Origin of the sequence: Vibrio sp., assembly GCF_048266485.1 — a bacterium.
GTDB lineage: Bacteria > Pseudomonadota > Gammaproteobacteria > Enterobacterales > Vibrionaceae > Vibrio.
Genome location: NZ_JBLWZK010000001.1, coordinates 353061 through 377159, shown reverse-complemented (window position 1 = coordinate 377159; position 24099 = coordinate 353061). Strand labels below are relative to the sequence as shown.

Below are 24099 nucleotides of genomic sequence, written 5' to 3'. Positions count from 1 at the left end.
ATGAATACAAACTTAAGTGGATCGTTACCTGTCCTCTACTCTCTGAGAAACTGCCCATTTGCGATGCGAGCGAGAATGGCAATATATCGTTCACAAGTACCTGTGCTACTGCGTGATATAGTATTAAGTGATAAACCACCTGAAATGTTAGAAGCTTCACCAAAAGGCACAGTCCCTGTTGTTGTCACAAATTATGGTACCGTCATAGAGGAAAGCGCAGAAGTGATGCTATGGGCGCTGAGTGAAAATGATCCAGAGGATTTATTGTTGAGCACAGAGCCTGAGATGCTAAATTCGATGCGCGGCCTTATTCACCAGTTTGATACCGAGTTTAAACCCTGCTTGGAAGCCTACCGTGCGGCTAAGCGTTATCACGAACCAAACCTAGTTGAATGCCGGCAAGCCTGTGAGAAATACCTTTGTGAATTAGAAGAGCGCTTAACTCGACATTCTTATTTCATGGCTGACCAAGAAAGCCTTGCCGATTTAGCGTTACTGCCCTTTATTCGTCAATTTGCCAGAGTGGAAAGACAGTGGTACTTACAGTCGCCCTACCCAAAATTACGTCAATGGCTAAACCAGTATTTACAAAGTAGGATGTTCAGTAAGGTAATGACAAAGCATGAGTTATGGCTAGTCAATCGTAGAGATATTCTGATGGAAACTATACCCAAGTGACTTCAAGATGCAGAATTCAGAGCTATCATCCAAACCTTTAGACAAGGAAGATTGGCGAAGGAATGAAGCACCTTTCAAACCAATCTGACGCGGCCCATCTCTTATAAAAAGAAGAGGTTTGAATGAAGCTCCGGAAGGGCAAGTTAAAACAAGCTTTATGCTGCGTTAAATTGAACAGATATAGAATAACTATGATCATATTCAATTTGCCTTGCCTAAAGCTTGTTTTATTCTTGCTGAAACTCGCACCTTGAAGTTACTTGGGTATAAAATGGAGAGCTAAATAGATCACCCTCGAATTTATATGCTTTTGGAGATGAGGTTTACTCGTGCTTACCTCTTTCAAATAGCGGAATATCTTCCCCGATAATATATTTTTGACGTAGTTTGGATGAGATCATATCCATGGTCATTACGATTACTACCAAATTTAAGGTAATGAAAGTCACTACGTCCCAATTCCATAAACGCATATTCTCGGCATAAACCAAACCAATGCCGCCCGCTCCCACAAATCCCAGCACCGCTGCTGAACGTGTATTGGATTCTATTTGATATAAGCTTAGAGCTAAGAAGGTAGGAAAGGATTGGGTGAAGATTCCGAAGCGATGCTTTTGTAGACTCGTCGCCCCTAGTGCAGTGAGACCACGGGAAGGTTTATCATCAGCCGCTTCGTGCCCTTCGGCAAATAATTTACCAAGTAATCCTAAGTCTTGAATAAATATTGCCATCACGCCTGCGAGTGGCCCCATGCCAATCGCGCGAACAAAAATCATCCCCCAAATAGCCATATCAATGCCTCGTAGCACATCAAATAATTTACGCATGGCATAAGCGATAATCGCAAATGGGCCTGTCATAATATTGCGAGAGGCAAAAAATGACAGCGGAAGCGCAACTAACGAGGCGGTGATGGTGCCTCCAAACACTATCGCTAACGTGATCAATATTTGGCTGTAATAATAAGAAAATGGCCATTCGGCAACATCTTGCCAAATGAACATATTCGAAAAGTAATGCAATAATTGCTTACTGCCATTAATGAACATCTCCCAACTAACGCCAAATTCGACAAAAAAGAAAGCGTAAAATAGAACGATTCCAAGAGTGATGATTGATAATTTAGACAGATAGCTTTTTTGTTGAGAGAAGATTTCGCCATGCTCCTCTTTCAATGTGTCTAAATCGGCATTCGACATACGATAAGTTAACGTCATCATGATTCCTTTAAAACTTTATTGCGTAGGTGCCCAGATAATGAATCCAAAGCGGATACCACGATAATAATGAGTATCAATGTAATACTGACTTGATCGTAACGGTCTAACTTAATATTGGTCATCAGTTCCTGACCGATACCACCTGCCTCAACTAACCCTAGAATGGTTGAAGATCGAAAGTTGATTTCTAATCTTAAAAAGCTGTAAGACATAAAAATAGGTTTTACTTGTGGCCAAAGACCAAAGCGAACGTTTTCCCAACGGTTACTACCACAAGCTCTTAATCCTCTGACTGGCTCCATAGATGCCGTTTCAATCGATTCATAAAACAGTTTGGTTAAACTACCAACGGTATGCAGAGCTAAAGCGATAAAGCCAGGTAATGCGCCTACACCATAGGCCATGACGAACATTACTGCCCAAGCCAGTTCAGGCATGGTTCGTAAAAATGCCACAAAGCCTCTTACTGCCCAGCGTACTCCAGCGGGTGCATAAGTATTGTTAGCGGCAAAAAAAGCTAAAATTGTTGCAATAAGCGCTGAAACCACCGTAGCTGCCATTGCGACACAAAAGGTTTCCCACAACAGAGGTAACTGAATTGGTAATCGATAACCCCAGTAAATTAAAGAGCCTTCTATGGCATGGCCGTTAGCGTCACGTCCTGCAAACAGAACGTCCCATTTCAATACTGGAATGGTATCGGCTAAATAGTCAAAAAAGTTTGGAGCACTAGTGAGAATCTTGCTTAAACTGAACTCAGCAACATAGCCTGAGCTTAAATAGAGAAGTACCAGCAACCCTGACCACATCAAAGCATCACGTTTTTGCTTGGATCTAATTTGGTGGTAATACTGTTCAAATTGTTTATCCAAAATACAACTTCCGTTTCAATCAATTAACCTAGAAAAAAGAACGCCAGTGGTCAATTAGTCTGACCACTGGCGCGTTGATTAGCGTGTCGTTTTCTTTTGTGCTTGAACGAGATCAATAACTGATTGATATTCGCTGACAGAAGTATCTTCTAAGTGTAGTTTCCCGCCTGTCGCTTTCATGAAGCATTCGTGTTGCTCTTTATCCAACTGCTTAACCGCCATAACAAGCTTCTCTTTTAATTCTTTATCCATGTTGCCACGAACGATCGTCGGGCCATTTGGAATCAGTGGAGATTTCCAAATAATACGTAGTTGTGACATTAGGTCATCAAAACCATTTTCTTTCACTTTACGTAAAGCACCGGCTGAATAGCCATCGTCACGGTTTCCAACCATAGAAGACCAAGTGACTGATGCATCAAACTGACCATTTAATACGCCTAAAATATCTTGCTCATGACCACCAGAAAAACCGACTTTATTAAAGAAACCGTTAAACTGGTTATCCATGTTTCCACCTAACGTTTGCTCAAACTGGTTGTTTGGAATTAAGAAGCCCGATGTTGAATCAGGATCAGCAAACGAGAACACCTTACCTTTCAAATCTTCTAATTTTTGATAAGGGCTATTGGCTTTCACTAATACAACTGAGTGATAACCTTTAGAATTATCTGTGTCATCAGTGGTAATCCCTACTAGCTCAACTTTACTTTTATCTTTTAAATAAACGGATGCATATGCTTTTGGAGACATATTTAATACAAGATCAACTTGATCACCCAATAAACCCTGAATAACAGCACTATAATCGGATGCGTTACGAATATTGACGGTTGCACCGGTTTTTTCTTCAATAAACGATTTGGCACATTGATTATTGCCTATTTGTGCTGTTGAGTTCTCACCCCCTAGTACACCTAGGTTAATCTCTGTGTTTGCCTGTGCAGTCATACTACATAGACCCGCAGCGATCATGGTAAGAGTCAGTAATTTCTTCATTGTGTGTTCCTTTCCAATTGAATATAAGTTAATGATTACTTAAGTGTTTATTTAGTTAGCTAATTTGTTCGACTTCATCGCCATACAGCGTATGTAAGATTTCATCGGTTAATCCATCAGGCGACCCGTCATAAACGACTTTGCCTTTCTCTAGCCCAATGACACGCGTGCAGTATTGCTTCACCAATTCGATCGAGTGAAGGTTGACCATAACCGCGATCCCTTCATCACTGACTTTCTGTAAAGCATCCATAATTCGAGTCGTATTCTTAGGATCTAAAGATGCGACTGGTTCATCCGCTAACAGAATTTTGGGTTGTTGCATTAATGCTCGGCAAATGGCGACACGTTGTTGTTGGCCACCAGAAAGGTTTTCAGCTCGTTGAAGGGCGTGAGGTAAGATTTTTAACCACTTGAGTAGTTCAATGGCTTTAGCTCTATCTTTATCATCAAAGATTTTAAACATGGATTTCCACGTTGGTGTGTAACTTAATCGGCCAAGTAGTACATTGGTGATAACGTCTAACCTAGGCACCAAGCAGAAGTTCTGGAAAATCATGCTGCATTGACTGCGCCACTGCCTAAGTTGTTTTCGAGGCATAGTGACGACATTTTCCCCTTGGCCACTGATATCTAAAATCTCACCAGAGCTAGCTTCAATAGTGCCATTTAATGTATGAAGCATGGTTGATTTTCCTGCTCCAGAGCGACCAATGACCGCTACAAACTCCCCTTCGTATAAATCAAAACTAATGTTATCTAAAACATTTTTTCCGCCCTTGTAGGCTTTGGTGAGTTGATTAACGGTTAATAATTTCTTTTTGGTTTTAAGCGGGCTTGCTATTTGATCTCCGAGACGGATGTCTTGGTCAAACATAGTTTCCGGGGAAATAAAGTAATTTAATGTATGGTTATCATTTGATTGGTACATAATCTCATTCTTCTTAATTCTCAAATCTGATATAAATTAAGAAGAAACACTGTGACACTTTAAATACAAATCAGTGACGGAATTGAAATATTAAGATTCCGAAATGAAAAAATGATGTCGACAAGTGATGGCTAGACAAGGAAAGCCGGAGCTTAGATGAATAGATATGTATTTTTGAAAATATTATCGTTTAAATTAATTTTTTGTGATCTTTAGTGCTGAAACAAAAAAACCTAACGCGCGTTAGGTTTTTTTGAGACGCTTAATTTTTACGCTAGTGATGTTATTGAGAGGAATTACTTCTCTTGATTCATTTGAGTTTGTTGTTCAATGCATTTATCAACGAGTTGTTTAGGTTGCAGGCTTACTATATTGTATTCTCCCTGTGGGTTGCGGAATACTTTAGTAACATAAGCGTTACCATCATCTATGGTAAATACGACTTTGTAGTTCATACCAGCTACAACTTGTTGTTCAACAGAAAGTATCTCTTTGAGCGTATGACTGCCTTTCATACTTGAGATAGCCAATAACGCAGATTGCTTCGCTTCTGGTGTTATCTCAGCTTTTTGCCAGCCGCCAACGAAGCGTTGAGTCGTTTGACATTGAATTTTCAATTCTGGGTTTATTTCTTGTGTTTGCTCTGATGAACTACATGCCGATAAAACGATAGCAGCTGCAGATACAGTAAGTAATTTCTTATACATAGTAAGACCTTAAATTTTCTAGTTACTTGAGTGTATATAAATTTAAATATACAGATATTATGTACGATATTCGTCGATTTCTATATAGGCTTCGTCAGTAATTTTAGCAATTTGTTTGTCATCTTCGATTTCCTAACCACTCCTTGCAAACTAAGCGGTAGAGAATAATGTGATAACGACATTAGTGATCGAAAATGATCACTAAATCCCTGATGTTTCAAGTCGATAAGCAGATTGAAATATTTGGTAAGAACCATTTGAACAGCTAAGGAAAGTAAGGCTCTATTGAACGAGCCTTCAAACATATTGTTACGATTCATAAAATGGGATTCTTGATGACAAAAAAATGAGCAATTAACCGCCTGCAAGTTTAACCTTATGTCCTTTTTTCTCTAGATGAACTTTAATTTTCTCTCGATTATCGCCTTGAATTTCAATGGTGCTGTCTTTCACACTACCACCGCAGCCGCATACTTTTTTTAGTTCGGCAGCCATTAATTTTAATTCGGTGTCATTCATATCCAGGCCAGTCACTACACAAACGCCCTTGCCTTTACGGCCTTTGGTTTCTCTTTGAATGCGAACAATACCGTCGCCTTTTGGTCGTTGTTTCACTTCTTCTTTAGGTTTAATACGACCGACTTCGGTTGAATATACGAGTGACATAATACCTCTTTTATTACGGTTTATTTGTTTTTCTAATATACCCTTCGTACTTGAAGCTGCAGCTTTACGCCAACGCTCATTTACTCCAATCGACTAGGCAAGCTATGTTCATGGGGCTTCACTCACTTGTGCCTTACTGTAACTCCCATTACTTTGGGTATAATAGTATAAGAAGTCACTACAAGATGCTATTTTCAGTATGCACAAGCACTCATTTAATAAGGTGAATAATGAGAAAGAAGATTCCATTGATGTCTGATCCTGCCCAATTAAAAGAAAGTATCCTATTGTTTTCTAAAACGATTAGTTATCAAGATTTTGTTGAATTAACTCATGGTCTTTATTCGCATAACTCGTTGCTTTCTATGGTCAATGATTGGAATCGTTTTGTTGCGTTTTGCTCCACTCGTCATGTCAGTCCGTTGCCCGCTTCTGTTACCGCCATTCGCTTGTTTTTAGAGCATGAAAGTAGGCAAAGAAAATATGCCTCTATACGCCGTTATAGTTTAACTATTGGCCTAGTACATCGCTTACATTCACTTCCAGAACCAACTAACCATAGACAAATTCACTTTACCCTATCAGCATTACGCAACATGAAAAAAGGTGATGCCACTCAGGCTACTCCTTTTACTGAAAAGCATCTTAACGAGTTATTTCAATGCTTAGCTGAAAGTGATTCAATAAAAGATCTGCGTGATTTGTTGATATATAGCCTAATGTTTGAATGTTTTTTAAAGCGTGGGCAATTGCGAGACTTAACATTACACCAGTTGGATTTATCCAGTAATAAATATGCTCAACTGATGATTGGGGAGAATACTTATCAACTGGCCCCAAGAACTACTCAATTACTGCAAAAGTGGTTAGCTGTGCTGGGCGATGAATACCAAGGCGCTTTATTTTGTCGAATCGATAAATATGGCAATCTAGGGAGCGAATCGTTAAATGATTCATCCATTTATCGCGTGTTTCGTCGAGCGAGTGATCTTCTTAATCTACCTCAGTATTTAGCGTTTTCTGGTCAATCAAGTCGAGTGGGAGCCAGTCAGGATTTATATAAGAAAGGTTATAATTTACGACAAATTCAGCAGTTGGGTCGTTGGACGAGCGCCGTTATGCCTGCCCAATATGTTGGAAAGCATGCCCTATCAGAATCCGAACAATTATTGTTTAAAAAAATAAAAAGCTGGGATTAACCAGCTTTTATTTATTGTCGAGTTTTACGCGATTAGGCTTATCTTAAGCTATTTTTAATCGAGCTTTCTAGGAAATCGCTGAACTTATGGCCGTTATGTTCCATTAATTTAGGGAACATCGATATTGGCGTCATACCCGGGAAGGTATTCACTTCATTTAAGTAGATGTCGCCTTCTTCGGTTAAAAAGAAATCAATACGTGACAGGTTCTTCAAATTCATATGGGTAAATACTTTACGTGAATAGTCTTGAATTGCCTGTTGTTCAGCGTCGCTAAGCCCTTGAGCTTCTAATACAGTCGATGAGTGGCTATCTGCACTGTATTTTTCATCGTAAGTATAAAACACACCGTCGGGCGCAATGACTTCACCTGGCTTGGTGATCACCAGTTCGCCATCAAGTTGATAGGCAGCAACTTCCAATTCTCTTGGTTTTACCGACTTCTCGATAAGCACTTGATCTGAGTAAGTAAAGGCCTCGCGAACTGCTTGTGCTAACTTGGCTTTTTCAGTCACGCTGTAGCAACCTACTGATGAGCCTTGTCTTGCCGCTTTAACGAAAACCTTGTCCCATAAATCAAAGGCTTGTTCAGCAATTTGAATCGATTGCTCATTGTTTTCGGTTAAAAAACGATATGGTGTATTGGGAATGCTTAAAGCGTCATACCATAATTTTGAAGTGATCTTGTTAAAGCTATTAGAGCTCGCTTCTGGGCCACAGCCTAAATATGGAATGTTGGCCATTTCAAGTAAGGATTGAATATCGCCAGTTTCGCCGGGGAAACCATGAATACAAGGCACAACAAAATCAATCGCATGAGAAGGGAAACCTTCACCTTTTAGGCAGGAATGAGCAATATCTAGCTCTACTTTCTCTCCAGAAGAAACAAACCAAGCATCTGTTTTGATTTCAACTTTAATGACGTTGAAATCTGGAGTAAGACTAAGTTGTTGCTCAAGGTATTGGGCTGAAACCAGTGACACTTCATGCTCAGAAGAACCACCACCACATAAAAGTAAAATATTTTTCATCTTAATTTCGACGCTGTTTATGTTAACGCTATACACCAATCATAATGCTTTATCGTTCGAAGAGCAGTACAAAATCGCGTTAAAGTCCTAAATCATCATAAAAAAGGAGCGCATCAGCACCCCCTTTGTTTGTTTTTTATTATTGTTCCAGAGTTTGAATCTATTATGGTAGTTTTTTTAGCGTTGGATACTGTGAATTAGTAATCGATTTTACGCTTTTCACAAATGGTCCCATATTTTTGTAGCTTGCAGGTAGACGCATAATGGCATCTTTCGCTTCTTCTGCCGTTTTAAAGTTACCAAATAATAAGCTGTGCCATTGTTTACCATTAACCGTTTTTACGTTTTCCCACTTAGGCTGATTTTCTGGCAAGCCTTTTGCTGTATTGGTTAAGAATTTCTCACTTTGCAGTGATGCTACTTGAACAAGGTAATGACTCGTTGCTGGTTGAGCAACATCATCTTGTTCTGGGTAAAATACTTTAACATTAGACTCCGAAGATTCTGCTTTGGTTTCGTTTGCTGGAGGGCTCAACTTAACAACTTTCTTGCTGGATTCAGTCGGCGTTTCAAGCGTTGCTGGCTCAATCACGCTTGTCTCTGTAGTTTGAGTTGAGTTTGTCGTTAAATCTTGCTCTAAGGGCGCTTCAGATTCAGTGAGTGGTTGAGGCACTTTATCGGTTTGATAAGTTTCTTGATACGTTTCTGTAGACACTTCGTCATCGTAATTGGCCGATGAACAAGCTGCTAAAAATAGAACAGATAGAGAGATAATAGCTATTTTTTTCATAATAAGACCAAAGTGTTATAAAAACTCTCAACATCATGCCTCTGCCATGCTTGAATATCAAGGTGATTAAAGAATGGAAAGTGATATGTTTGTAAATTTTTTCGGTTGTAAAGACGAAAAATAGTTAATTATAGCGATAGATCACATTGATAGGTTTGGGAAAGCGATTCGATAGTAATATTGATTATGATATACCCTAGTGACTTCAAAGAGTTTAGGTGGGAATATGCTAACGTTAGATAAACTGTTAAAGCCAAAGTCTGTTGCGGTTATTGGTGCTTCGCAGCGCCCTTTTCGCGCCGGCTCTATCGTTATGCAAAATTTGCTCAATGGTGGCTTTCAAGGCGCGATCATGCCAGTGACCCCAAAGTATCAATCCGTGAGTGGTGTCCTTGCCTACTCTAGTATTGATCAACTACCACTAATTCCCGACCTCGTCATCATTTGTACCAAAGCGAAATACAATAAAGTCATTTTTACTGAGTTAGCGGCGAAAGGTGCTGGTGCGGTGATCGTGGTTTCATCGGATATGTATCAACCTGAGCAAGATTCTGAGCAAAGTATAGATGAAGAGTGTTTAGCTATCGCACGTCAATCCGGTATGCGAGTGTTAGGCTCTAACAGTTTGGGTTTAATACTTCCCTGGGCTAAGTTAAATGCCTCTCTTTCCCCGGTGACAGCGTCACAAGGTAATATTGCTTTTATTTCTCAATCTGCGGCTGTGTGTACCACCATTCTTGATTGGGCGACCGATAAACAAATTGGTTTCTCCGCTTTTGTATCGCTTGGCAATGCTGTTGATATTGATTTTCCTGAGTTGTTAGATAGCTTATCTGTTGATAACAAAACCTCCGCTATTTTGTTGTATGTTGACTCGATTAAAGATGCCAGAGCTTTTATGTCAGCCGCTCGGAGTGCGTCACGTAATCGTCGGATCCTGGTTTTAAAATCAGGACGTAGTGTTGAAGGTCAGCAAGCCGCTTCGCTACATACGCGTGGCCAGCAAAGCATCGATATTATTTATGACTCTGCGATTAAACGCTCTGGAATGCTACGAGTAAACAATACGCATGAGCTGTTTGCCGCTTTAGAAACGTTAACTCATTCGGTACCACTACGTGGTGAGCGTTTAGCCATTATGACCAATGGTGGCGGCCCGGGTATTATGGCCGTTGATGAATTGATTCACCGTGGTGGTAAGCTTGCGACATTAACAGAAGAAACGATTGAACAATTAAATCAAATCTTACCGTCAAGCTGGTCTCACAGTAATCCAATAGATCTTGTTGGTGATGCGGACAGTCAGCGCTATGCAAAGGCAATGGATATTCTGCTCGGCAGTGATGCGATTGATGCTATATTAGTCATGCACAGCCCTTCTGCTATTTCTCATCCAACACAAACTGCTCAAGCTTTGATTGAAATGATAAAGCAGCATAAAAATAGTCGACGTTTTAATATCTTGACCAATTGGTCTGGTGAAAGTACGGCAAAAGAAGCCCGTTCTTTGTTTACTCAAGCAGGTATTCCGACCTATCGAACTCCTGAAGGTGCGGTTGGTGCTTATATGCACTTAGTCGAATATCGACGCAATCAAAAACAGTTAATGGAAACCCCTTCTTCTGTCGAATCACGTAACCCTGAGCAATTATTGCAAGCGCAAAGTTGGATTCAGACCCACCTTGAAGAATCGATTAGTCTGTTTGATTCCCATCAAATTGACGGTTTATTAAAAAGTTATAATATTTCGGTACTTCCTACGTGGTTAGCCTCAGATGCCAGTGAAGCGGTACATATCAGTGAAAAAATTGGGTATCCGGTAGCGGTAAAATTACATTCCCCCGATATTGTGCACAAGTCGGAAGTACAAGGTGTGATGTTGAATTTACGCAATGCCAATGAAGTTGCCAGTGCCACCCAAGCCATTATGGATAGAACATCGTTGCTTTATCCTTCTGCCTTAATTCATGGTGTTTCGGTACAATGCATGGCGAGTCGAGCTGGTTCTCAAGAGTTAAGAATTCGCATAGAAAGTGATCCTATTTTTGGTCCTGTGATCATGCTCGGTCAAGGTGGTACTGAGTGGGATGTAACTGAAGATGCTTCGGTTGCCCTACTGCCTTTAAATATGGCGTTAGCGCGTTACTTAGTGATACGAGCTATGCGAATTGGTAAATTGCGTTTAGAACAGTTGCCAAATCCAGTTGATACTATCGCTTTATGTGAATTATTGGTTCGCTTATCGCAAATGGTTATCGATAATCCTGAAATTCGTAGTTTAGATTTGCATCCATTATTAGCTGCTGGAAATGAATTTACCGTTATTGATGCCCGCTTGGAGTTACAAGCTGCCAATGGCAATAAAAGGCAACGTTTAGCCATTAAGCCTTATCCTGTTGAACATGAAGAAGTGACACAGCTAAAAAATGGTCGGCGTTGTTTGGTACGCCCAGTATTACCAGAAGACGAAGAAAAAATGGCTTCATTTATCACCCAAGTTTCTCGTGAGGATTTGTATAAGCGTTTTTTCTCCGATGTTGGTGAATTTAACCACGAGGCGTTGGCCAATTTAACGCAAATTGATTACGACCGCGAAATGGCCTTTGTTGCCACACAAACTAATGAGAAAAACCAAGAAATCTTACTAGGTGTTGCTAGAGTGATCGCAGATCCTCACAACTATGATGCAGAATTCTCGATTTTGATTCGTTCTGACCTAAAAGGCATTGGTCTTGGAAGGTTACTGATGGAAAAACTCATTGCTTATAGTCAAACCAAAGGCACTGTTCGCTTAACCGGAATAACAATGCCATCCAATAAAGGTATGGTTCAGTTAGCCAAAAAGCTGAACTTCAAAACAGAAATCCATTTTGAAGACAACATAGTTGATATGCTTTTAATTCTCTAACAAGCAGTGGGTAGGTTTATATCCACTGCCAGTGGTCTAGTATCCGCAGTTGACGTTAATTAAGGCTGGCGGATTTCCAGTATTTCTTAAGGTATTGAATACACCAAGACTTCGCTTTACCCATTTTATTGCGTCGCCATGCAATCACCATCTCTACTGGTTGAGTTTCACTTCCTTCAATCATTTTTAGTTTACCTTGTTCGATCAAAGGTGCGGCTATATGCTTAGGTAATGTTCCAATTCCAATGCCTGCACATAATGCTTCTACCTTGGCTGGAAAATTACTAACGGTGAGTCTAGGTTGATCATCCGCTAAATTTTTACTTAACACTGGTGAATTACGAGCAGAATCGGCAACTGCAATGGCACGATATTTATTACGAGTATTTTGATCAAAAATTGACGTTCTTTTATGCACGATATGGTTAGGTTCTGCCACCCATAACATGTTGATAGTCCCTAACGGCTCTATTTTAATATCAATCGGTGTGTGTTCCATTTTCGCGCAAACTAGCAAATCGGCACGCCCATAAGCTAAAGCTTCCCAACTGCCTGCGAGTATTTCTTCTTGTATCTTAACCCGAGTTTTTGAATGGCTTTCCAGCTCTTTCACTAATGGAAAGAAAAACTCAACGGGTAATAAATCATAAGCAATGGAGATTTCTAATTCCCAACCATGCGCCAGTATGTTGGCATCTTCAACTAATTCATCGGCAGCCAATAGAATTGAACGTCCTCTTTCCAACAATAACTGGCCTGCATCGGTAAATACCGCTTTGTGCCCTGAACGATCAAAAATGATAAGGTCGAGATCTTGTTCTAGTTTTTGCACCTGATAACTCAAAGATGATGGCGCACGATTTAATTCGTTGGCAGCTGCTGCAAAGCTCCCTCTTCTTGCTATGGCATCTAATACTTGCAGAGCTTCCAATGTAATACTGTTGTTCAAATCATTTTCCTTATTTTTCACTTGCTTAAATGTGATGATGTTCACAATTAATATAACTGTATGACTTATCAGTGAACTTTTATTAATGGCTTTAATTTATTGTTTTTAAATGAATTTAACGCAACCATTTTTCAATAATGTAAAAGAATTGTCAAAATAAGCAATACAAATGATAGTTATTATCATTCTTATTTATTAGAATGCGTTCGAAAACAAACATAGAGAATGGAATAACTATATGTACACCCACAAAATAAAACCAACATTACTTGCGATTACGATTGCTTCCACTTTAACTCCAGCAGCTTATGCGGCACAAGAACTAACTTCGCTTCAAGAAGTGGTCGTTTCGGCAACTCGAACAGAACAAAACATCAAGGATGTGTCTGCTTCCGTTGAAACCGTTTCGTCAACCGATGTCGATAATCAAATGGCGACAGATCCACAGCAAGCATTAAAATATACCCCAGGGGTTGATGCTGAAGGGACTGGTCGATTTGGCATTTCTGGATACAACATTCGAGGAATGGAAGCTTCACGCGTTAAAGTGATGGTCGATGGTGTTGAACAACCGGTTCCGTACAACCCAGGATCAACCGAACAACGCTCCTACCCTAATAATATCGAAATTGACACTTTAAGCGCGATAGAGGTGAATAAAGGCCCTTCTTCTACCCTTTATGGTTCTGATGCGTTAGGTGGTGCAGTACTGTTTAAAACCAAAGATCCTTCAGATGTTTTGGTAACCGACAGCGATGAAAATCGTTTTGGTCTTAAGTCCTCATATACTTCAGCTGATGAAACGTTTAAAAATACCCTTACATGGGCGATGCGATATGGTGATTTAGAAACACTACTCATGCTAACTTATGCTGATGGTCAAGAAACAGAAACGCACTCTGATGGTGCTGATGTTACCGGATTTGATCGTGGCCAAGCAGATCCTGCCGATAAAGATATTAGCAACCTACTTGCTAAAGCTTATTATCAAGTGAATGAAGCTCACCGGATTGGTGTCTCATTAGAATACTACCTGAGAAATTACGATGAAGATGAATTGTCATACGATGATTACTCTATTTCATTCCCAGGTATGGGGCCTGTAATAACGTATACCAATAGCTACAATGAAGACCAATCAGAGCGATTACGAGTTGGATTTAATCATGAATGGTTAATGGATGCTGCGATTGCAGATAGCTTAAATTGGTCGCTTAACTACCAACAAAGCGATTCCTTAAGTAAGAACTATGACACTACCACTGGAATGATGGGTAGTGGTGAGCGAATGCGTGAACGTGATGCTACCGATAAAAGCGTTCAGTTTGATTCTCAATTCGATAAACTCGTTGAATTTAATAGTCATTATCACCAATTTACTTATGGCGCCTCTTTTATTCACGATAAATTTGAATTGGATAATACTGACTATAAATATGATTTAGGGACTGTTGGACCAGGTAGCACGGGAATGCCGGATGCTACCTTGACCAAATGGGGTATCTACTTCCAAGACCAAGCTTTCTTTTTACAAGAACGCTTAATCCTAACTGCCGGTATTCGTTATGATTCGTTTAAAACCGAACCTGAAAGCGATGATGGATTTGCGACTAATTACCCAGACAGTGATAGTGATGCTGTGACGGGTAAATTAGGTTCGGTATATCACTTTAGTGATGGGTTCAGTGGGTTTGCTCAAATAAGCCAAGGCTTTAAAGCCCCTACTGTTTATGACCTTTACTATTTTTATAATCAAGGAGCGATTATTGAGCCTAATCCAGATCTAAAACCAGAAAAGAGCATTTCTTATGAAGTGGGTTTCCGTGGTCGTAGTGAAAGTACTCGTTTTGAAATTGTCGGTTTTTATAATGATTACTCTGACTTTATCAGCGATATCAATCTTGGTACTGATGCGAGCAGTGGCAAAGATAAATATAGTAAAGAAAACATTAATAAAGCGGAAATTTACGGTGCTGAATTCTCATCTACAACTATGTTAGATACTGCGTTCGGTGCACCAAAAGGTTTTTACTCCAAGCTTTCTGTTGCTTATGCCGAAGGTCGGGATAAAGACACTGGCGAGCATCTTGATTCTGTAGCTCCGCTAACTGGTAATGTTGGTTTAGGTTATGACAGCCTTAATTTTGTGTTCGGTGGCTTACTTAACGTCACGATGGCCGCGAGTAAAGATGATTGGTCTAGCGATGAATACAAAGATGCACCGGGCTATACTTTGGTGGACTTAACCGCGTATTACCGCCCTATTAATGACTTAACGCTTCGTGCGGGCTTATTTAATGCGTTTGATAAGAAATATTGGCATTACTCTGATCTAGAACGTGGTAACACTCCAGGATCAAAAAATGTTGATTTTTATACTCAGCCAGGCCGTAATTGGGGCGTAAGTTTAGATTACCAATTTTAAGTTCCTAGCTAACCTTAGCTGACGTTAATAAAAATCTCACTAAAATGAAGACTCCTATGTTTCATAGGGGTCTTTTGGTTTCGGGTTTCTTTAATACCAATCAAATTAGTTAGATGATCAGAAATTGCGAAGGAAAAAGTCTTGAGAACAAGGCATAAATTTCGATAAGTAGTTACTCTACAATCAAAATTTATAACGTAGTTATCGAGGCTTTTAACAAGAAAGAATGATTAGATAATTAATGCAATTGGTATAAATAGGCTTTAAACGAAAAAAGCCAGCAATCGCTGACTTTTATTGAGTTAACCAAATCAATTTACACTAAAAAGTGGTATTAAAGATTATGTAAATGATTATGATTGTTTAGACATCTCATGCTTTACCATTACTGCACTTGCAACAATAAAAGCAATGATCAGACCTAGTGATAATGACATGTTTTTCCCCTGATTTAAGTAGACCTAAAGTAAAAATTGGGGGAATTATAACCATGTTTGTTATGAAAATGTAGTGAATAGTTTGTTTTTGCGATCAAGGCATTATTTTGTACTTAAAAAGAGCAACTTAACATTGCTCTTTTTAATCGTTTATTTCTTATGCTTCAGGATAACCTTGTGGGTTATTAGATTGCCAACGCCACGTATCTTCTGTCATTTGCTCTAATGAACGTGTGGCCTTCCATTGTAAGTCTGCTTCTGCTTTCGCCGGATCGGCCCAGCACTCAGCGATATCACCAGGACGGCGATCAACAATTTTATAAGGTACTTTCTTGCCAGATGCTTTTTCGAAGGCGTTAACCATTTCTAGTACGCTATTGCCATTACCAGTCCCTAGGTTATAAATATGAAGACCTTGCTTACTACCTACATGTGTAAGCGCAGCTAAGTGGCCATCAGATAAGTCCATCACATGGATATAATCACGTACACCAGTACCGTCAGGTGTTGGGTAATCACCCCCAAACACAGATAAGAATTCACGACGACCTACCGCAACTTGAGAAACAAAAGGCATCAAGTTATTTGGAATGCCTTGAGGATCTTCCCCTAATTCACCTGATGGATGAGAGCCGACTGGATTGAAGTAGCGTAATAGCGTAATGCTCCAATCTGGGTTGGCTTTTTGGAAGTCTGTTAAGCACTCTTCTACAATTAATTTACTGCGGCCATAAGGGTTGGTCGCGCTGGTTGGAAAGTCTTCTAAAATTGGCACAGAAGCCGGATCGCCATATACCGTGGCTGAAGAGCTAAAAATTAACGATTTAACACCAGCTTCACGCATTGCATCAACAAGAACTAAAGTACCGTGGACATTGGTATCGTAATACTCTAGTGGTTTTTCAACTGACTCACCGACGGCTTTTAAACCAGCAAAATGAATGACAGATTCAATATCGTATTGTTTTAAAACTTGGCTTATTGCTTGCTTGTCGCGGATGTCACCTTCAACAAAAATGGGACGAACACCGGATACTTTTTCAATGCGATCAAGTACGGTGGATTTACTATTATATAAGTTATCAAAAATGATTGGCGTCATACCTGCTTCAATCATTTGAATACAAGTGTGACTGCCTATATAACCCATACCACCGGTGACTAAAACAAACATAAAAGCCTCTATATCAACAAATTATTACTTGGGTCTAACCTTACAACATTGTGTCTTGTAGATATACCCTTAGAGTGTCAATATTAAAATCTCAAATATACATAATAGACTATGATTGGTGCGCGAAAATGACACTTGAATCGGCAAAATTAAAACTCAATTGCGATATGGGCGAAAGCTTTGGTCATTGGACGATGGGAAAAGATGAAGCCATTATTCCTTATGTTAATATGGCTAATATAGCTTGTGGTTTTCATGCTTCCGATCCAGATATCATAGCAAAAACGATACAACTTGCCGTTAAACATAATGTCAGTATTGGCGCCCACCCTTCTTATCAGGATTTATTAGGTTTTGGTCGACGTTCTATTGCGCATACACCAGAACAAATTTCTCATCTCATTAGCTATCAAGTGGGGGCGATTCAAAGCCTTGCCGCGCTTTATGATACGCAAGTTGACTATGTGAAACCTCATGGCGCTTTATATAACGATATGATGGCGGATCTTGAGGTTTTTGAAGCGATTGTGCAAGCTGTTATGCCAACAGGACTGCCCTTGATGGTGTTAGCCCAAAAAGATAATACCGCCTACCTAGATATTGCAGATGAGTATAATGTTCCGCTGCTTTTTGAAGCTTTCGCCGACCGTGCTTATAAAAGTGACGGTTCGTTAGTTCCCCGAAATAACCCCAATGCCGTACATCAAAATGCGGAAGATATTTTTTACCAAGCGATGCAGTTGGCAAATTTTGGAACAGTTACAACTATTAAAGGGCATACGCTCGAATTACAAGCAGATACCCTTTGTGTGCACGGTGATAATGAGGAATCTATCGCGGTGGTTAAGCGAATCTATACCGCACTCACTCAACCTATCGTTTAAGAATGGTTAAATTAATGAGTTGATTGAGCTCGAAAAAGTGTATCGAGCTGATCAACCACCTCTACCCAATCAGCATCTTCTTTCTTGGCTTCCTTAATAAAGGTTGACTGCGAAGCACTCCAAAATGATGCGCGATGTAACGGTTGTGAATGGTCCAATTGATCGGCATGTTGAGCAATAAAGGTTTCAATATCTTTATTTGAACTTGCCAAACCAAGTTGCTCAAATAGCGTTTCTAGCGAGTGACGATGCATTTCCATATTACCACCTCTCTTTTTTATAACCTGATTGTTAAAAGCATAGAACATCTGTCAAAAACAATCCTAGGTATCCACTGTTGAGGTTAATTAAAATTTGCTTTGAAGTTTATTAGCTAGCCCCATTCCAACAACCATAGCTGCAACAAAGCTCATCAAGCTTAAGTTAAGCGTTGATAATGACGCTAAGGCGGGACCTGGGCAGATTCCGGCAATTCCCCAACCTAATCCAAATAAACTTGCACCAAGGAGCAGTTTACGATCCACAACTTTACTTTTGGTTATACAAAACTCGGTTTGATCCAGCGGCTTTTGTCTTGGCTTAATAACAAAATGGTACATTGGAGCAAACACCAGTAATGCTCCTCCCATCACAAAAGCCAGATCGACTTTCCATGCGCCTGCTACATCAAGAAAGGCGATAACTTTCACAGGGTTGACCATATCGGAAATCACCATGCCAGCACCAAAAAACAATCCAGAAATAAATGAAATAGAAGAATAACGTTTCATAGTCGCTCACTTATAAGATATGTAATCGAATGTAGACCGTGATTGCCGCCACTAGCATAAAAGTCAGCGTAGCAATCATAGAGCGGATAGAAAAGCGCCCCATTCCACAAATGCCATGACCGCTAGTGCAACCATTACCTAACTTGGTTCCAAGGCCAACCAATAAACCAGCCAGTAACATTGTCACGATAGAACTAGAGTATTGCGTGGGGATACCGGCAAGATCAGGTTGGATAAGCCAGTTTGTCAATAAACCGCCAGCAATCAAGCCAATGATAAATTGAATTCGCCAACCTTTATCTACCGATGATGGCGTCATTACGCCACTAACAATTCCACTGATACCAGCTACTTTCCCTTTAAATAACATAAGAATAGTTGCAGAAATTCCAAGCAACATCCCGCCGAATAATGCACTCCAAGGAATGGTCATAATTACCTCTTGATGATTAATATTTGACACTAATTATATTAGCCTATAATTTATTAGCAATAGCTAAATAATATTTGAGGTTGATATGAAAATTTTAATTATAGGTGGTGTTGCCGGTGGCGCTTCAGCTGCAGCAAGAGCAAGGCGTCTAAGTGAAGATGCAGAAATTATTATGTTTGAACGTGGGGAATTTGTTTCATTTGCAAATTGTGGTTTACCGTATCACATCGGTGGCGACATCACGGAAAGAGCTAACTTACTGCTTCAGACCCCCGAGAGCTTTCTGGCGAGATTCAATGTTGATGTTCGTACAATGAGCGAAGTTGTTAGCATTGATAAAGCAAACAAATCCGTTACTGTTAAGAATGTACTAGACGGCACTGAATATACTGAAAGCTACGATTTCTTAGTATTAAGCCCAGGTGCAGGCCCAATTGTTCCTCCTATTCCTGGTATAAATAATCCTATTACGCATTCTCTGCGTAATATTCCAGATATGGATAAAATTCTTAATACTATACGCATGAACCGCCCAGAACATGCCACGGTGGTTGGTGGTGGTTTTATCGGATTAGAAATGATGGAAGCGTTCCATCAACTTGGCATTAAAACGACTCTTGTGGAACTAGCTGACCAAGTTATGACACCTGTAGACAGTGAAATGGCAGGTTTTGCTCACGCAGAAATCAAAGAGAAAGGTGTTGATCTACGTTTAGGTGTGGCCTTAGAAGCGGTGGAATATGTTAAGGAATCCCACGTCGCTAACATCGAAAGTGGTGAAACAGATCAGCATCCTCATATTCAAGGCCACCTCAACCTTAGCCTTAGCAGCGGAGAAACGATACAAACAGAAATTCTGGTTATGGCTATCGGTGTCCGTCCTGAAATTAAATTGGCAAAAGAAGCTGGCCTAAAAATTGGTGAACTTGGTGGTATCTGGACTACCTCAGCGATGCAAAGTAGTGATCCATCTATTTACGCTGTTGGCGATGCTGTAGAAGAAGCCGACTTTATTACTGGCAAACCAACGATTGTACCGCTCGCAGGTCCTGCAAATCGTCAAGGTCGCATGGCCGCCGATAACATATTTGGTCGAGGCGAAACCTATCAAGGAACTCAAGGTACAGCAATCTGTAAGATTTTCGATCTAGCGATAGCTTCTACAGGTAAAAATGAAAAATCACTTAAGCGTGAAGGCATTCCATTCAAGAAAGTTTATGTTCACACTGCAAGCCATGCAAGTTACTACCCTGGTGCAGAACTTGTCTCATTTAAGATGCTATACTGCCCAGAAACCAAGAAAATTCTTGGTGCACAAGCTGTAGGTAAAGATGGAGTAGATAAGCGTATTGATATTATGGCTGTTGCTCAACGAGCTGGTATGACTATCGAGCAATTGCAACATTTGGAACTGACGTATGCACCTCCATTTGGCAGTGCAAAAGACGTCATTAATCAAGCCGCTTTCGTTGCTAACAACATTGAAAATGGTGACTCAAGAGGAATTCACTTTGATGAGCTTAATACTTTAACAAATGAACAGCTCATATTGGATGTTCGTACTCCGATGGAAATCGAAAACTTCGGAACGTTAGAAGGTGCTATCAATATTCCTGTCGATGAACTCCGTCCTCGCATGAGCGAATTACCAAAAGACAAAGAGATCATTATCTACTGTCAAGTTGGGTTACGCGGTCATGTTGCTTATCGTCAATTAGTGAATAATGGTTACAAAGCCAGAAACTTAATTGGTGGTTATAGAACTTATATTCATGCCAAGTGTTAATTTAAATATATAAAAACGGCCACTTTCGTTTGTAAAGTGGCCGTTCTTTTATTCGTTATTTTTATTGCTTATTATAAGACTTACAATGCTCGATGGCTTCTTCCAACAATTGTAGCGCTGTTTTATCGCAGGGCTCTAGCTCTGCTGTTTGTGCTTCAATTGGTGTAACTCTATCGCCCCATTTAATCATGCCAGCCCCCCATGTTAGGCCTGCACCAAATGCGGCAACAAGGATATTCATATTCGGTTTAACAAAACCTTGTTCAACGGCTTCGCATAGAGCAATAGGAACCGTTGCAGCAGAAGTGTTACCGTATTTTTGAATATTTACGAAGGCTTTATCTTGAGAAATACCGGCAAAATCACACAAAGTTTGGATGATGCGAATATTGGCCTGATGAGGTACCACACAATCAACGTCTTCTTTGGTTAAACCAGAACGTTCAAGTACATTTTGCGTTGCTGCACTCATGCCTTTTACTGCACGTTTAAAGATATCTTTACCAATAAAGTTAAAATCCCAGTGACCACTATCTCGATCAAAACGGTTCATAGCGGTACCAAATTTAGGAATCGCAAGAATATCACGCCCTTCCGCATCACAACCGAGTGAAGCCTGTTGAAGTCCAACAGGGTTATCCTGTTCACGTCGAGAGAGTACAACAGCTCCTGCACCATCACCAAATAATACTGCGGTATCACGTTGAGTCCAGTTTAGATAAAACGACAAATGTTCTGCACCAATAACAATAGCATTACGATAATTACCCGCTTGGATTAGTCTAGTTGCGGTTTCTAAACCATAAAGGAAACCAGTACAAGCAGCGTTTAAATCAAAAGCGGCAGCGGCTTGGATACCAAGGTTACTTTGCACTTTCGACGCAGTATTTGGAATCAAGGTGTCTGGTGAGCATGTTGCGACAATAATACAATCAACCTCATCAACGGTAATTCCGGCAGCATGCATGGCATTTTGGGCGGCTACTGTTGCAAGATCAGATGTCTCTACATGGCTAATACGGCGACTTTCAATTCCCGTGCGAGAGCGGATCCATTCATCAGAGGTTTCTAAAAATGTACTTAAATCGTCATTAGTCAAAACCGCAGGTGGTAGACACTTCCCCCACCCTGTAATTTCTGCGTAAACGTTAGCCATAAAAATACCTTATTAATGTTATTGTTTTATTTTAAACTTATATACCCAAGTGACTTCAATTTGCCTTGCCGAAAGCTTGTTTTATTCTTGCTGAAATTCACATCTTGGCGTTATTTGGGTATAAACATTATACGATAGTTGCTTGAAAACTTATACGTTAAGTATTTCCAGAGTCACCGTTTTATAAAAAATAGAGAATATTCTTAAAGAGGTCCTCATGACATCATTTATAACCGCTTGCCCATATTGCCAAAGTAAGAACAAAGTCCCCGAATCAAGAGTGTCTGATAAAGCGAACTGTGGGCGCTGTCAATCACCTCTTTTTGATGGTAAGCCAATAACAGCTACAACTGAAAACTTAAATGCATTATTAACGAGTGAGCTGCCGGTTATTATTGATTTTTGGGCACCTTGGTGTAATCCATGTGTTGGCTTTGCTCCTATCTTTGAAGACACAGCTGCAGACATGACTGGTCAAGCAAGATTTTTGAAAGTTGATACTGAATCACAGCAAAATATTGCCACTAAATATCAAATTCGTAGTATTCCAACCATTATGGTCTTTAAGTCAGGTAAAATGGTCGATTCTATTAATGGCGCCTTGCCAAAAGGCCAGTTTATACAATGGTTAAACCAAGCAATCACCAAATAGTTAACCTCTAATAATATACAATAAAGATTGCCTAATATGCTTATTATTAGGCAGTTTCCTATTGAAAATATAGTAACTCTCCTTCAATCAATTTCTTTTATCGTTAAATCAAAAAAATCTCATTTTACATGTTGTGATGTAAGCCTCATATTCGCCTCGATATTATCTTCTTATTTACATTACACTTGCGGAGTATGCGGTGAACAACGTAGCTTTGATTTCATCAAAACCATCATTTTTTATTCCTGTTGCTGCATTATCTTTATATGCGATTGCATCAGGTTATTTAATGAGTTTGATCCCATTGATGTTAGGTCAATATGGTTTAAGCACGGACACTGCAAGCTGGTTAGCCAGTGCCTTTTATGCTGGATTATTATTAGGTGCGATGTTCATTGAGCCTATTGTGGCGAAAATAGGACATAAGAATGCCTTTATCTTTTTCCTAGTGCTATTTTCACTCACTATTGTAGTAATGCCGATTGTTCCAACATTTGAGTCATGGCTATTTTCTCGTTTCATTGCGGGTATTGCAGTGGCTGGCATATTTGTGGTTGTTGAATCTTGGCTACTAATTGGTGATGAAAAAAGCCGAGCCAAGCGACTAGGTTTATACATGGCTTCACTTTATGGTGGTGCGACACTAGGTCAACTAGGTATTAGTATTTTTGCAATGGAAAGCGAGTGGCCATTTGTGGTGATTCTGTCTTTACTTGTTACAGCTACCCTACTGCTTTGTTTTGGTCGTTGTCAGCAACCGCAAACGGAAACCCATTCAGTACTGAGCTTAAAGCAAATATTTAAGATGAATAAAGCGGCCTTAATCGGTTGTATGGTATCAGGTCTGTTAATTGGCTCTATTTATGGCCTTATGCCTTTAGAGTTACACGATCGTCATGTTTCAACCGCTAAAATTGGTAGCTTGATGGCGTTACTTGTCATGGGCGCAATGTTGGTACAGCCCATTGTATCTTGGGGCAGCCAATTTATGAGCAAGAAATTATTGATGGGATTATTTTGCCTACTTGGTGTGTTTGCAATTGGTTTAACGGCATTAAGTTCTAGCCTAATTGTACTTGCCATTAGCCTGGTGTTACTTGGTATGGCAACCTTCTCTATCTACCCTTTGGCAATCAGCCTAGGTTGTGATGGATTAGAAGAAAATTACATTGTTTCTGCCACGCAGATTATGTTGCTTGCCTATAGTATTGGCTCGGTTGTTGGCCCTATTGCCGCGCAATATTGGATGAATAACCCTGAAGGTTTGACAGGCTTCTTATTCGTGATCTTGTTGGCAACATCACTTTATATGTTTGCTATGAGCATCAAGCGTAAATCACGTATGGTCGCGGGTAAATAATCGAAAAAATCAGTAAAAATTGAGCTAAGAAAAAGCGCCTCACTTCACTTTATTGATGTGAGGCGCTTTTTT

At 39.9% G+C, this 24099-nt stretch carries 22 protein-coding genes; 8 read left to right on the top strand and 14 right to left on the bottom strand.

What is annotated here, in order from left to right; all coding sequences use genetic code 11:
- The gene (locus ACN0T8_RS01785; protein WP_417878962.1) at window positions 1-678 is read left to right on the top strand and encodes a glutathione S-transferase; all 678 of its coding nucleotides are present in this window, start codon (window positions 1-3) and stop codon (window positions 676-678) included.
- Between the two features lie 323 nt (window positions 679-1001).
- On the opposite strand, the gene phnE (ACN0T8_RS01780) is transcribed toward ACN0T8_RS01785, so the two are convergent.
- From phnE (ACN0T8_RS01780) to yciH, 6 genes are all read right to left on the bottom strand, one after another.
- Complete coding sequence (gene phnE, locus ACN0T8_RS01780) at window positions 1002-1895, bottom strand: phosphonate ABC transporter, permease protein PhnE (RefSeq protein ID WP_417878961.1); 894 nt, start codon at window positions 1893-1895, stop codon at window positions 1002-1004.
- Window positions 1895-2770, bottom strand: a complete 876-nt coding sequence (gene phnE / locus ACN0T8_RS01775) for a phosphonate ABC transporter, permease protein PhnE (RefSeq protein ID WP_417878960.1) — start codon at window positions 2768-2770, stop codon at window positions 1895-1897. The genes phnE (ACN0T8_RS01780) and phnE (ACN0T8_RS01775) overlap by 1 nt, the downstream gene beginning before the upstream one ends.
- A gap of 78 nt (window positions 2771-2848) precedes the next feature.
- Complete coding sequence (gene phnD / locus ACN0T8_RS01770; RefSeq protein WP_417878959.1) at window positions 2849-3769, bottom strand: phosphonate ABC transporter substrate-binding protein; 921 nt, start codon at window positions 3767-3769, stop codon at window positions 2849-2851.
- 55 nt (window positions 3770-3824) lie between these two features.
- A complete protein-coding gene (gene phnC / locus ACN0T8_RS01765; protein ID WP_417878958.1) occupies window positions 3825-4700 on the bottom strand; it encodes a phosphonate ABC transporter ATP-binding protein in 876 nt (291 codons plus the stop codon).
- A 296-nt stretch (window positions 4701-4996) separates the two neighbouring features.
- Window positions 4997-5407 (bottom strand): cystatin domain-containing protein, encoded by a 411-nt coding sequence (locus tag ACN0T8_RS01760; RefSeq protein WP_417878957.1) that lies wholly within the window; start codon window positions 5405-5407, stop codon window positions 4997-4999.
- 354 nt (window positions 5408-5761) lie between these two features.
- Window positions 5762-6073 carry a stress response translation initiation inhibitor YciH gene (gene yciH, locus ACN0T8_RS01755; RefSeq protein ID WP_417878956.1) on the bottom strand — a complete coding sequence of 104 codons (312 nt, stop codon included), beginning with the start codon at window positions 6071-6073 and terminating at the stop codon, window positions 5762-5764.
- Between the two features lie 230 nt (window positions 6074-6303).
- Between yciH and ACN0T8_RS01750 the strand changes: the two genes are divergently transcribed.
- Window positions 6304-7272 (top strand): tyrosine-type recombinase/integrase, encoded by a 969-nt coding sequence (locus tag ACN0T8_RS01750; protein ID WP_417878955.1) that lies wholly within the window; start codon window positions 6304-6306, stop codon window positions 7270-7272.
- 38 nt (window positions 7273-7310) lie between these two features.
- Here ACN0T8_RS01750 and ACN0T8_RS01745 read toward each other — a convergent pair whose 3' ends face one another.
- Window positions 7311-8309 carry a D-alanine--D-alanine ligase gene (locus ACN0T8_RS01745; protein WP_417879478.1) on the bottom strand — a complete coding sequence of 333 codons (999 nt, stop codon included), beginning with the start codon at window positions 8307-8309 and terminating at the stop codon, window positions 7311-7313.
- A gap of 157 nt (window positions 8310-8466) precedes the next feature.
- Window positions 8467-9093 carry an SPOR domain-containing protein gene (locus ACN0T8_RS01740; protein WP_417878954.1) on the bottom strand — a complete coding sequence of 209 codons (627 nt, stop codon included), beginning with the start codon at window positions 9091-9093 and terminating at the stop codon, window positions 8467-8469.
- A 226-nt stretch (window positions 9094-9319) separates the two neighbouring features.
- Between ACN0T8_RS01740 and ACN0T8_RS01735 the strand changes: the two genes are divergently transcribed.
- Window positions 9320-12001, top strand: coding sequence for a GNAT family N-acetyltransferase (locus ACN0T8_RS01735; protein WP_417878953.1), 2682 nt, complete (start codon window positions 9320-9322; stop codon window positions 11999-12001).
- Window positions 12002-12056: 55 nt separating this feature from the next.
- On the opposite strand, the gene ACN0T8_RS01730 is transcribed toward ACN0T8_RS01735, so the two are convergent.
- Complete coding sequence (locus tag ACN0T8_RS01730; protein ID WP_417878952.1) at window positions 12057-12950, bottom strand: LysR family transcriptional regulator; 894 nt, start codon at window positions 12948-12950, stop codon at window positions 12057-12059.
- Window positions 12951-13188: 238 nt separating this feature from the next.
- Here ACN0T8_RS01730 and ACN0T8_RS01725 point away from each other — a divergent pair, with 238 nt between their 5' ends.
- Window positions 13189-15375: a TonB-dependent hemoglobin/transferrin/lactoferrin family receptor gene (locus ACN0T8_RS01725; protein WP_417878951.1), complete on the top strand. Its 2187-nt coding sequence runs from the start codon at window positions 13189-13191 to the stop codon at window positions 15373-15375.
- A gap of 594 nt (window positions 15376-15969) precedes the next feature.
- Here the strand turns inward: ACN0T8_RS01725 and galE are convergent.
- Window positions 15970-16986, bottom strand: coding sequence for a UDP-glucose 4-epimerase GalE (gene galE / locus ACN0T8_RS01720; RefSeq protein WP_417878950.1), 1017 nt, complete (start codon window positions 16984-16986; stop codon window positions 15970-15972).
- A 128-nt stretch (window positions 16987-17114) separates the two neighbouring features.
- Here galE and ACN0T8_RS01715 point away from each other — a divergent pair, with 128 nt between their 5' ends.
- A complete protein-coding gene (locus ACN0T8_RS01715; protein ID WP_417878949.1) occupies window positions 17115-17870 on the top strand; it encodes a 5-oxoprolinase subunit PxpA in 756 nt (251 codons plus the stop codon).
- Between the two features lie 11 nt (window positions 17871-17881).
- Here ACN0T8_RS01715 and ACN0T8_RS01710 read toward each other — a convergent pair whose 3' ends face one another.
- From ACN0T8_RS01710 to ACN0T8_RS01700, 3 genes are all read right to left on the bottom strand, one after another.
- Entirely contained in the window at window positions 17882-18130 is a 249-nt protein-coding gene (locus tag ACN0T8_RS01710) for a DUF2789 family protein (RefSeq protein WP_417878948.1), read from the bottom strand.
- Window positions 18131-18217: 87 nt separating this feature from the next.
- On the bottom strand, window positions 18218-18640 hold the full coding sequence (locus ACN0T8_RS01705; protein WP_417878947.1) for a DUF6691 family protein: 423 nt from the start codon (window positions 18638-18640) through the stop codon (window positions 18218-18220).
- Between the two features lie 10 nt (window positions 18641-18650).
- Window positions 18651-19073: a YeeE/YedE family protein gene (locus ACN0T8_RS01700; RefSeq protein ID WP_417878946.1), complete on the bottom strand. Its 423-nt coding sequence runs from the start codon at window positions 19071-19073 to the stop codon at window positions 18651-18653.
- 85 nt (window positions 19074-19158) lie between these two features.
- Here ACN0T8_RS01700 and ACN0T8_RS01695 point away from each other — a divergent pair, with 85 nt between their 5' ends.
- Window positions 19159-20859 (top strand): FAD-dependent oxidoreductase, encoded by a 1701-nt coding sequence (locus ACN0T8_RS01695; RefSeq protein ID WP_417878945.1) that lies wholly within the window; start codon window positions 19159-19161, stop codon window positions 20857-20859.
- 61 nt (window positions 20860-20920) lie between these two features.
- Here ACN0T8_RS01695 and ACN0T8_RS01690 read toward each other — a convergent pair whose 3' ends face one another.
- Complete coding sequence (locus tag ACN0T8_RS01690; RefSeq protein ID WP_417878944.1) at window positions 20921-22015, bottom strand: ketoacyl-ACP synthase III; 1095 nt, start codon at window positions 22013-22015, stop codon at window positions 20921-20923.
- Window positions 22016-22232: 217 nt separating this feature from the next.
- Between ACN0T8_RS01690 and trxC the strand changes: the two genes are divergently transcribed.
- Together trxC and ACN0T8_RS01680 are read left to right on the top strand one after the other, a co-directional pair.
- The gene (gene trxC / locus ACN0T8_RS01685) at window positions 22233-22667 is read left to right on the top strand and encodes a thioredoxin TrxC (protein WP_417878943.1); all 435 of its coding nucleotides are present in this window, start codon (window positions 22233-22235) and stop codon (window positions 22665-22667) included.
- A 199-nt stretch (window positions 22668-22866) separates the two neighbouring features.
- A complete protein-coding gene (locus ACN0T8_RS01680) occupies window positions 22867-24027 on the top strand; it encodes an MFS transporter (protein ID WP_417878942.1) in 1161 nt (386 codons plus the stop codon).
- Window positions 24028-24099: the final 72 nt, after the last annotated feature.

Excerpts from the sequence above, each read along its gene's own strand:
- ACN0T8_RS01695 (WP_417878945.1), top strand. The coding sequence starts at position 19,159 with ATGAAAATTTTAATTATAGGTGGTGTTGCCGGTGGCGCTTCAGCTGCA.
- ACN0T8_RS01785 (WP_417878962.1), top strand. The coding sequence starts at position 1 with ATGAATACAAACTTAAGTGGATCGTTACCTGTCCTCTACTCTCTGAGA.
- yciH (WP_417878956.1), bottom strand. The coding sequence starts at position 6,073 with ATGTCACTCGTATATTCAACCGAAGTCGGTCGTATTAAACCTAAAGAA.
- ACN0T8_RS01750 (WP_417878955.1), top strand. The coding sequence starts at position 6,304 with ATGAGAAAGAAGATTCCATTGATGTCTGATCCTGCCCAATTAAAAGAA.
- ACN0T8_RS01715 (WP_417878949.1), top strand. The coding sequence starts at position 17,115 with ATGACACTTGAATCGGCAAAATTAAAACTCAATTGCGATATGGGCGAA.
- ACN0T8_RS01760 (WP_417878957.1), bottom strand. The coding sequence starts at position 5,407 with ATGTATAAGAAATTACTTACTGTATCTGCAGCTGCTATCGTTTTATCG.
- ACN0T8_RS01710 (WP_417878948.1), bottom strand. The coding sequence starts at position 18,130 with ATGGAAATGCATCGTCACTCGCTAGAAACGCTATTTGAGCAACTTGGT.
- trxC (WP_417878943.1), top strand. The coding sequence starts at position 22,233 with ATGACATCATTTATAACCGCTTGCCCATATTGCCAAAGTAAGAACAAA.
- ACN0T8_RS01690 (WP_417878944.1), bottom strand. The coding sequence starts at position 22,015 with ATGGCTAACGTTTACGCAGAAATTACAGGGTGGGGGAAGTGTCTACCA.
- ACN0T8_RS01740 (WP_417878954.1), bottom strand. The coding sequence starts at position 9,093 with ATGAAAAAAATAGCTATTATCTCTCTATCTGTTCTATTTTTAGCAGCT.
- ACN0T8_RS01725 (WP_417878951.1), top strand. The coding sequence starts at position 13,189 with ATGTACACCCACAAAATAAAACCAACATTACTTGCGATTACGATTGCT.
- phnC (WP_417878958.1), bottom strand. The coding sequence starts at position 4,700 with ATGTACCAATCAAATGATAACCATACATTAAATTACTTTATTTCCCCG.
- phnD (WP_417878959.1), bottom strand. The coding sequence starts at position 3,769 with ATGAAGAAATTACTGACTCTTACCATGATCGCTGCGGGTCTATGTAGT.
- ACN0T8_RS01700 (WP_417878946.1), bottom strand. The coding sequence starts at position 19,073 with ATGACCATTCCTTGGAGTGCATTATTCGGCGGGATGTTGCTTGGAATT.
- galE (WP_417878950.1), bottom strand. The coding sequence starts at position 16,986 with ATGTTTGTTTTAGTCACCGGTGGTATGGGTTATATAGGCAGTCACACT.
- ACN0T8_RS01705 (WP_417878947.1), bottom strand. The coding sequence starts at position 18,640 with ATGAAACGTTATTCTTCTATTTCATTTATTTCTGGATTGTTTTTTGGT.
- phnE (WP_417878961.1), bottom strand. The coding sequence starts at position 1,895 with ATGACGTTAACTTATCGTATGTCGAATGCCGATTTAGACACATTGAAA.
- ACN0T8_RS01735 (WP_417878953.1), top strand. The coding sequence starts at position 9,320 with ATGCTAACGTTAGATAAACTGTTAAAGCCAAAGTCTGTTGCGGTTATT.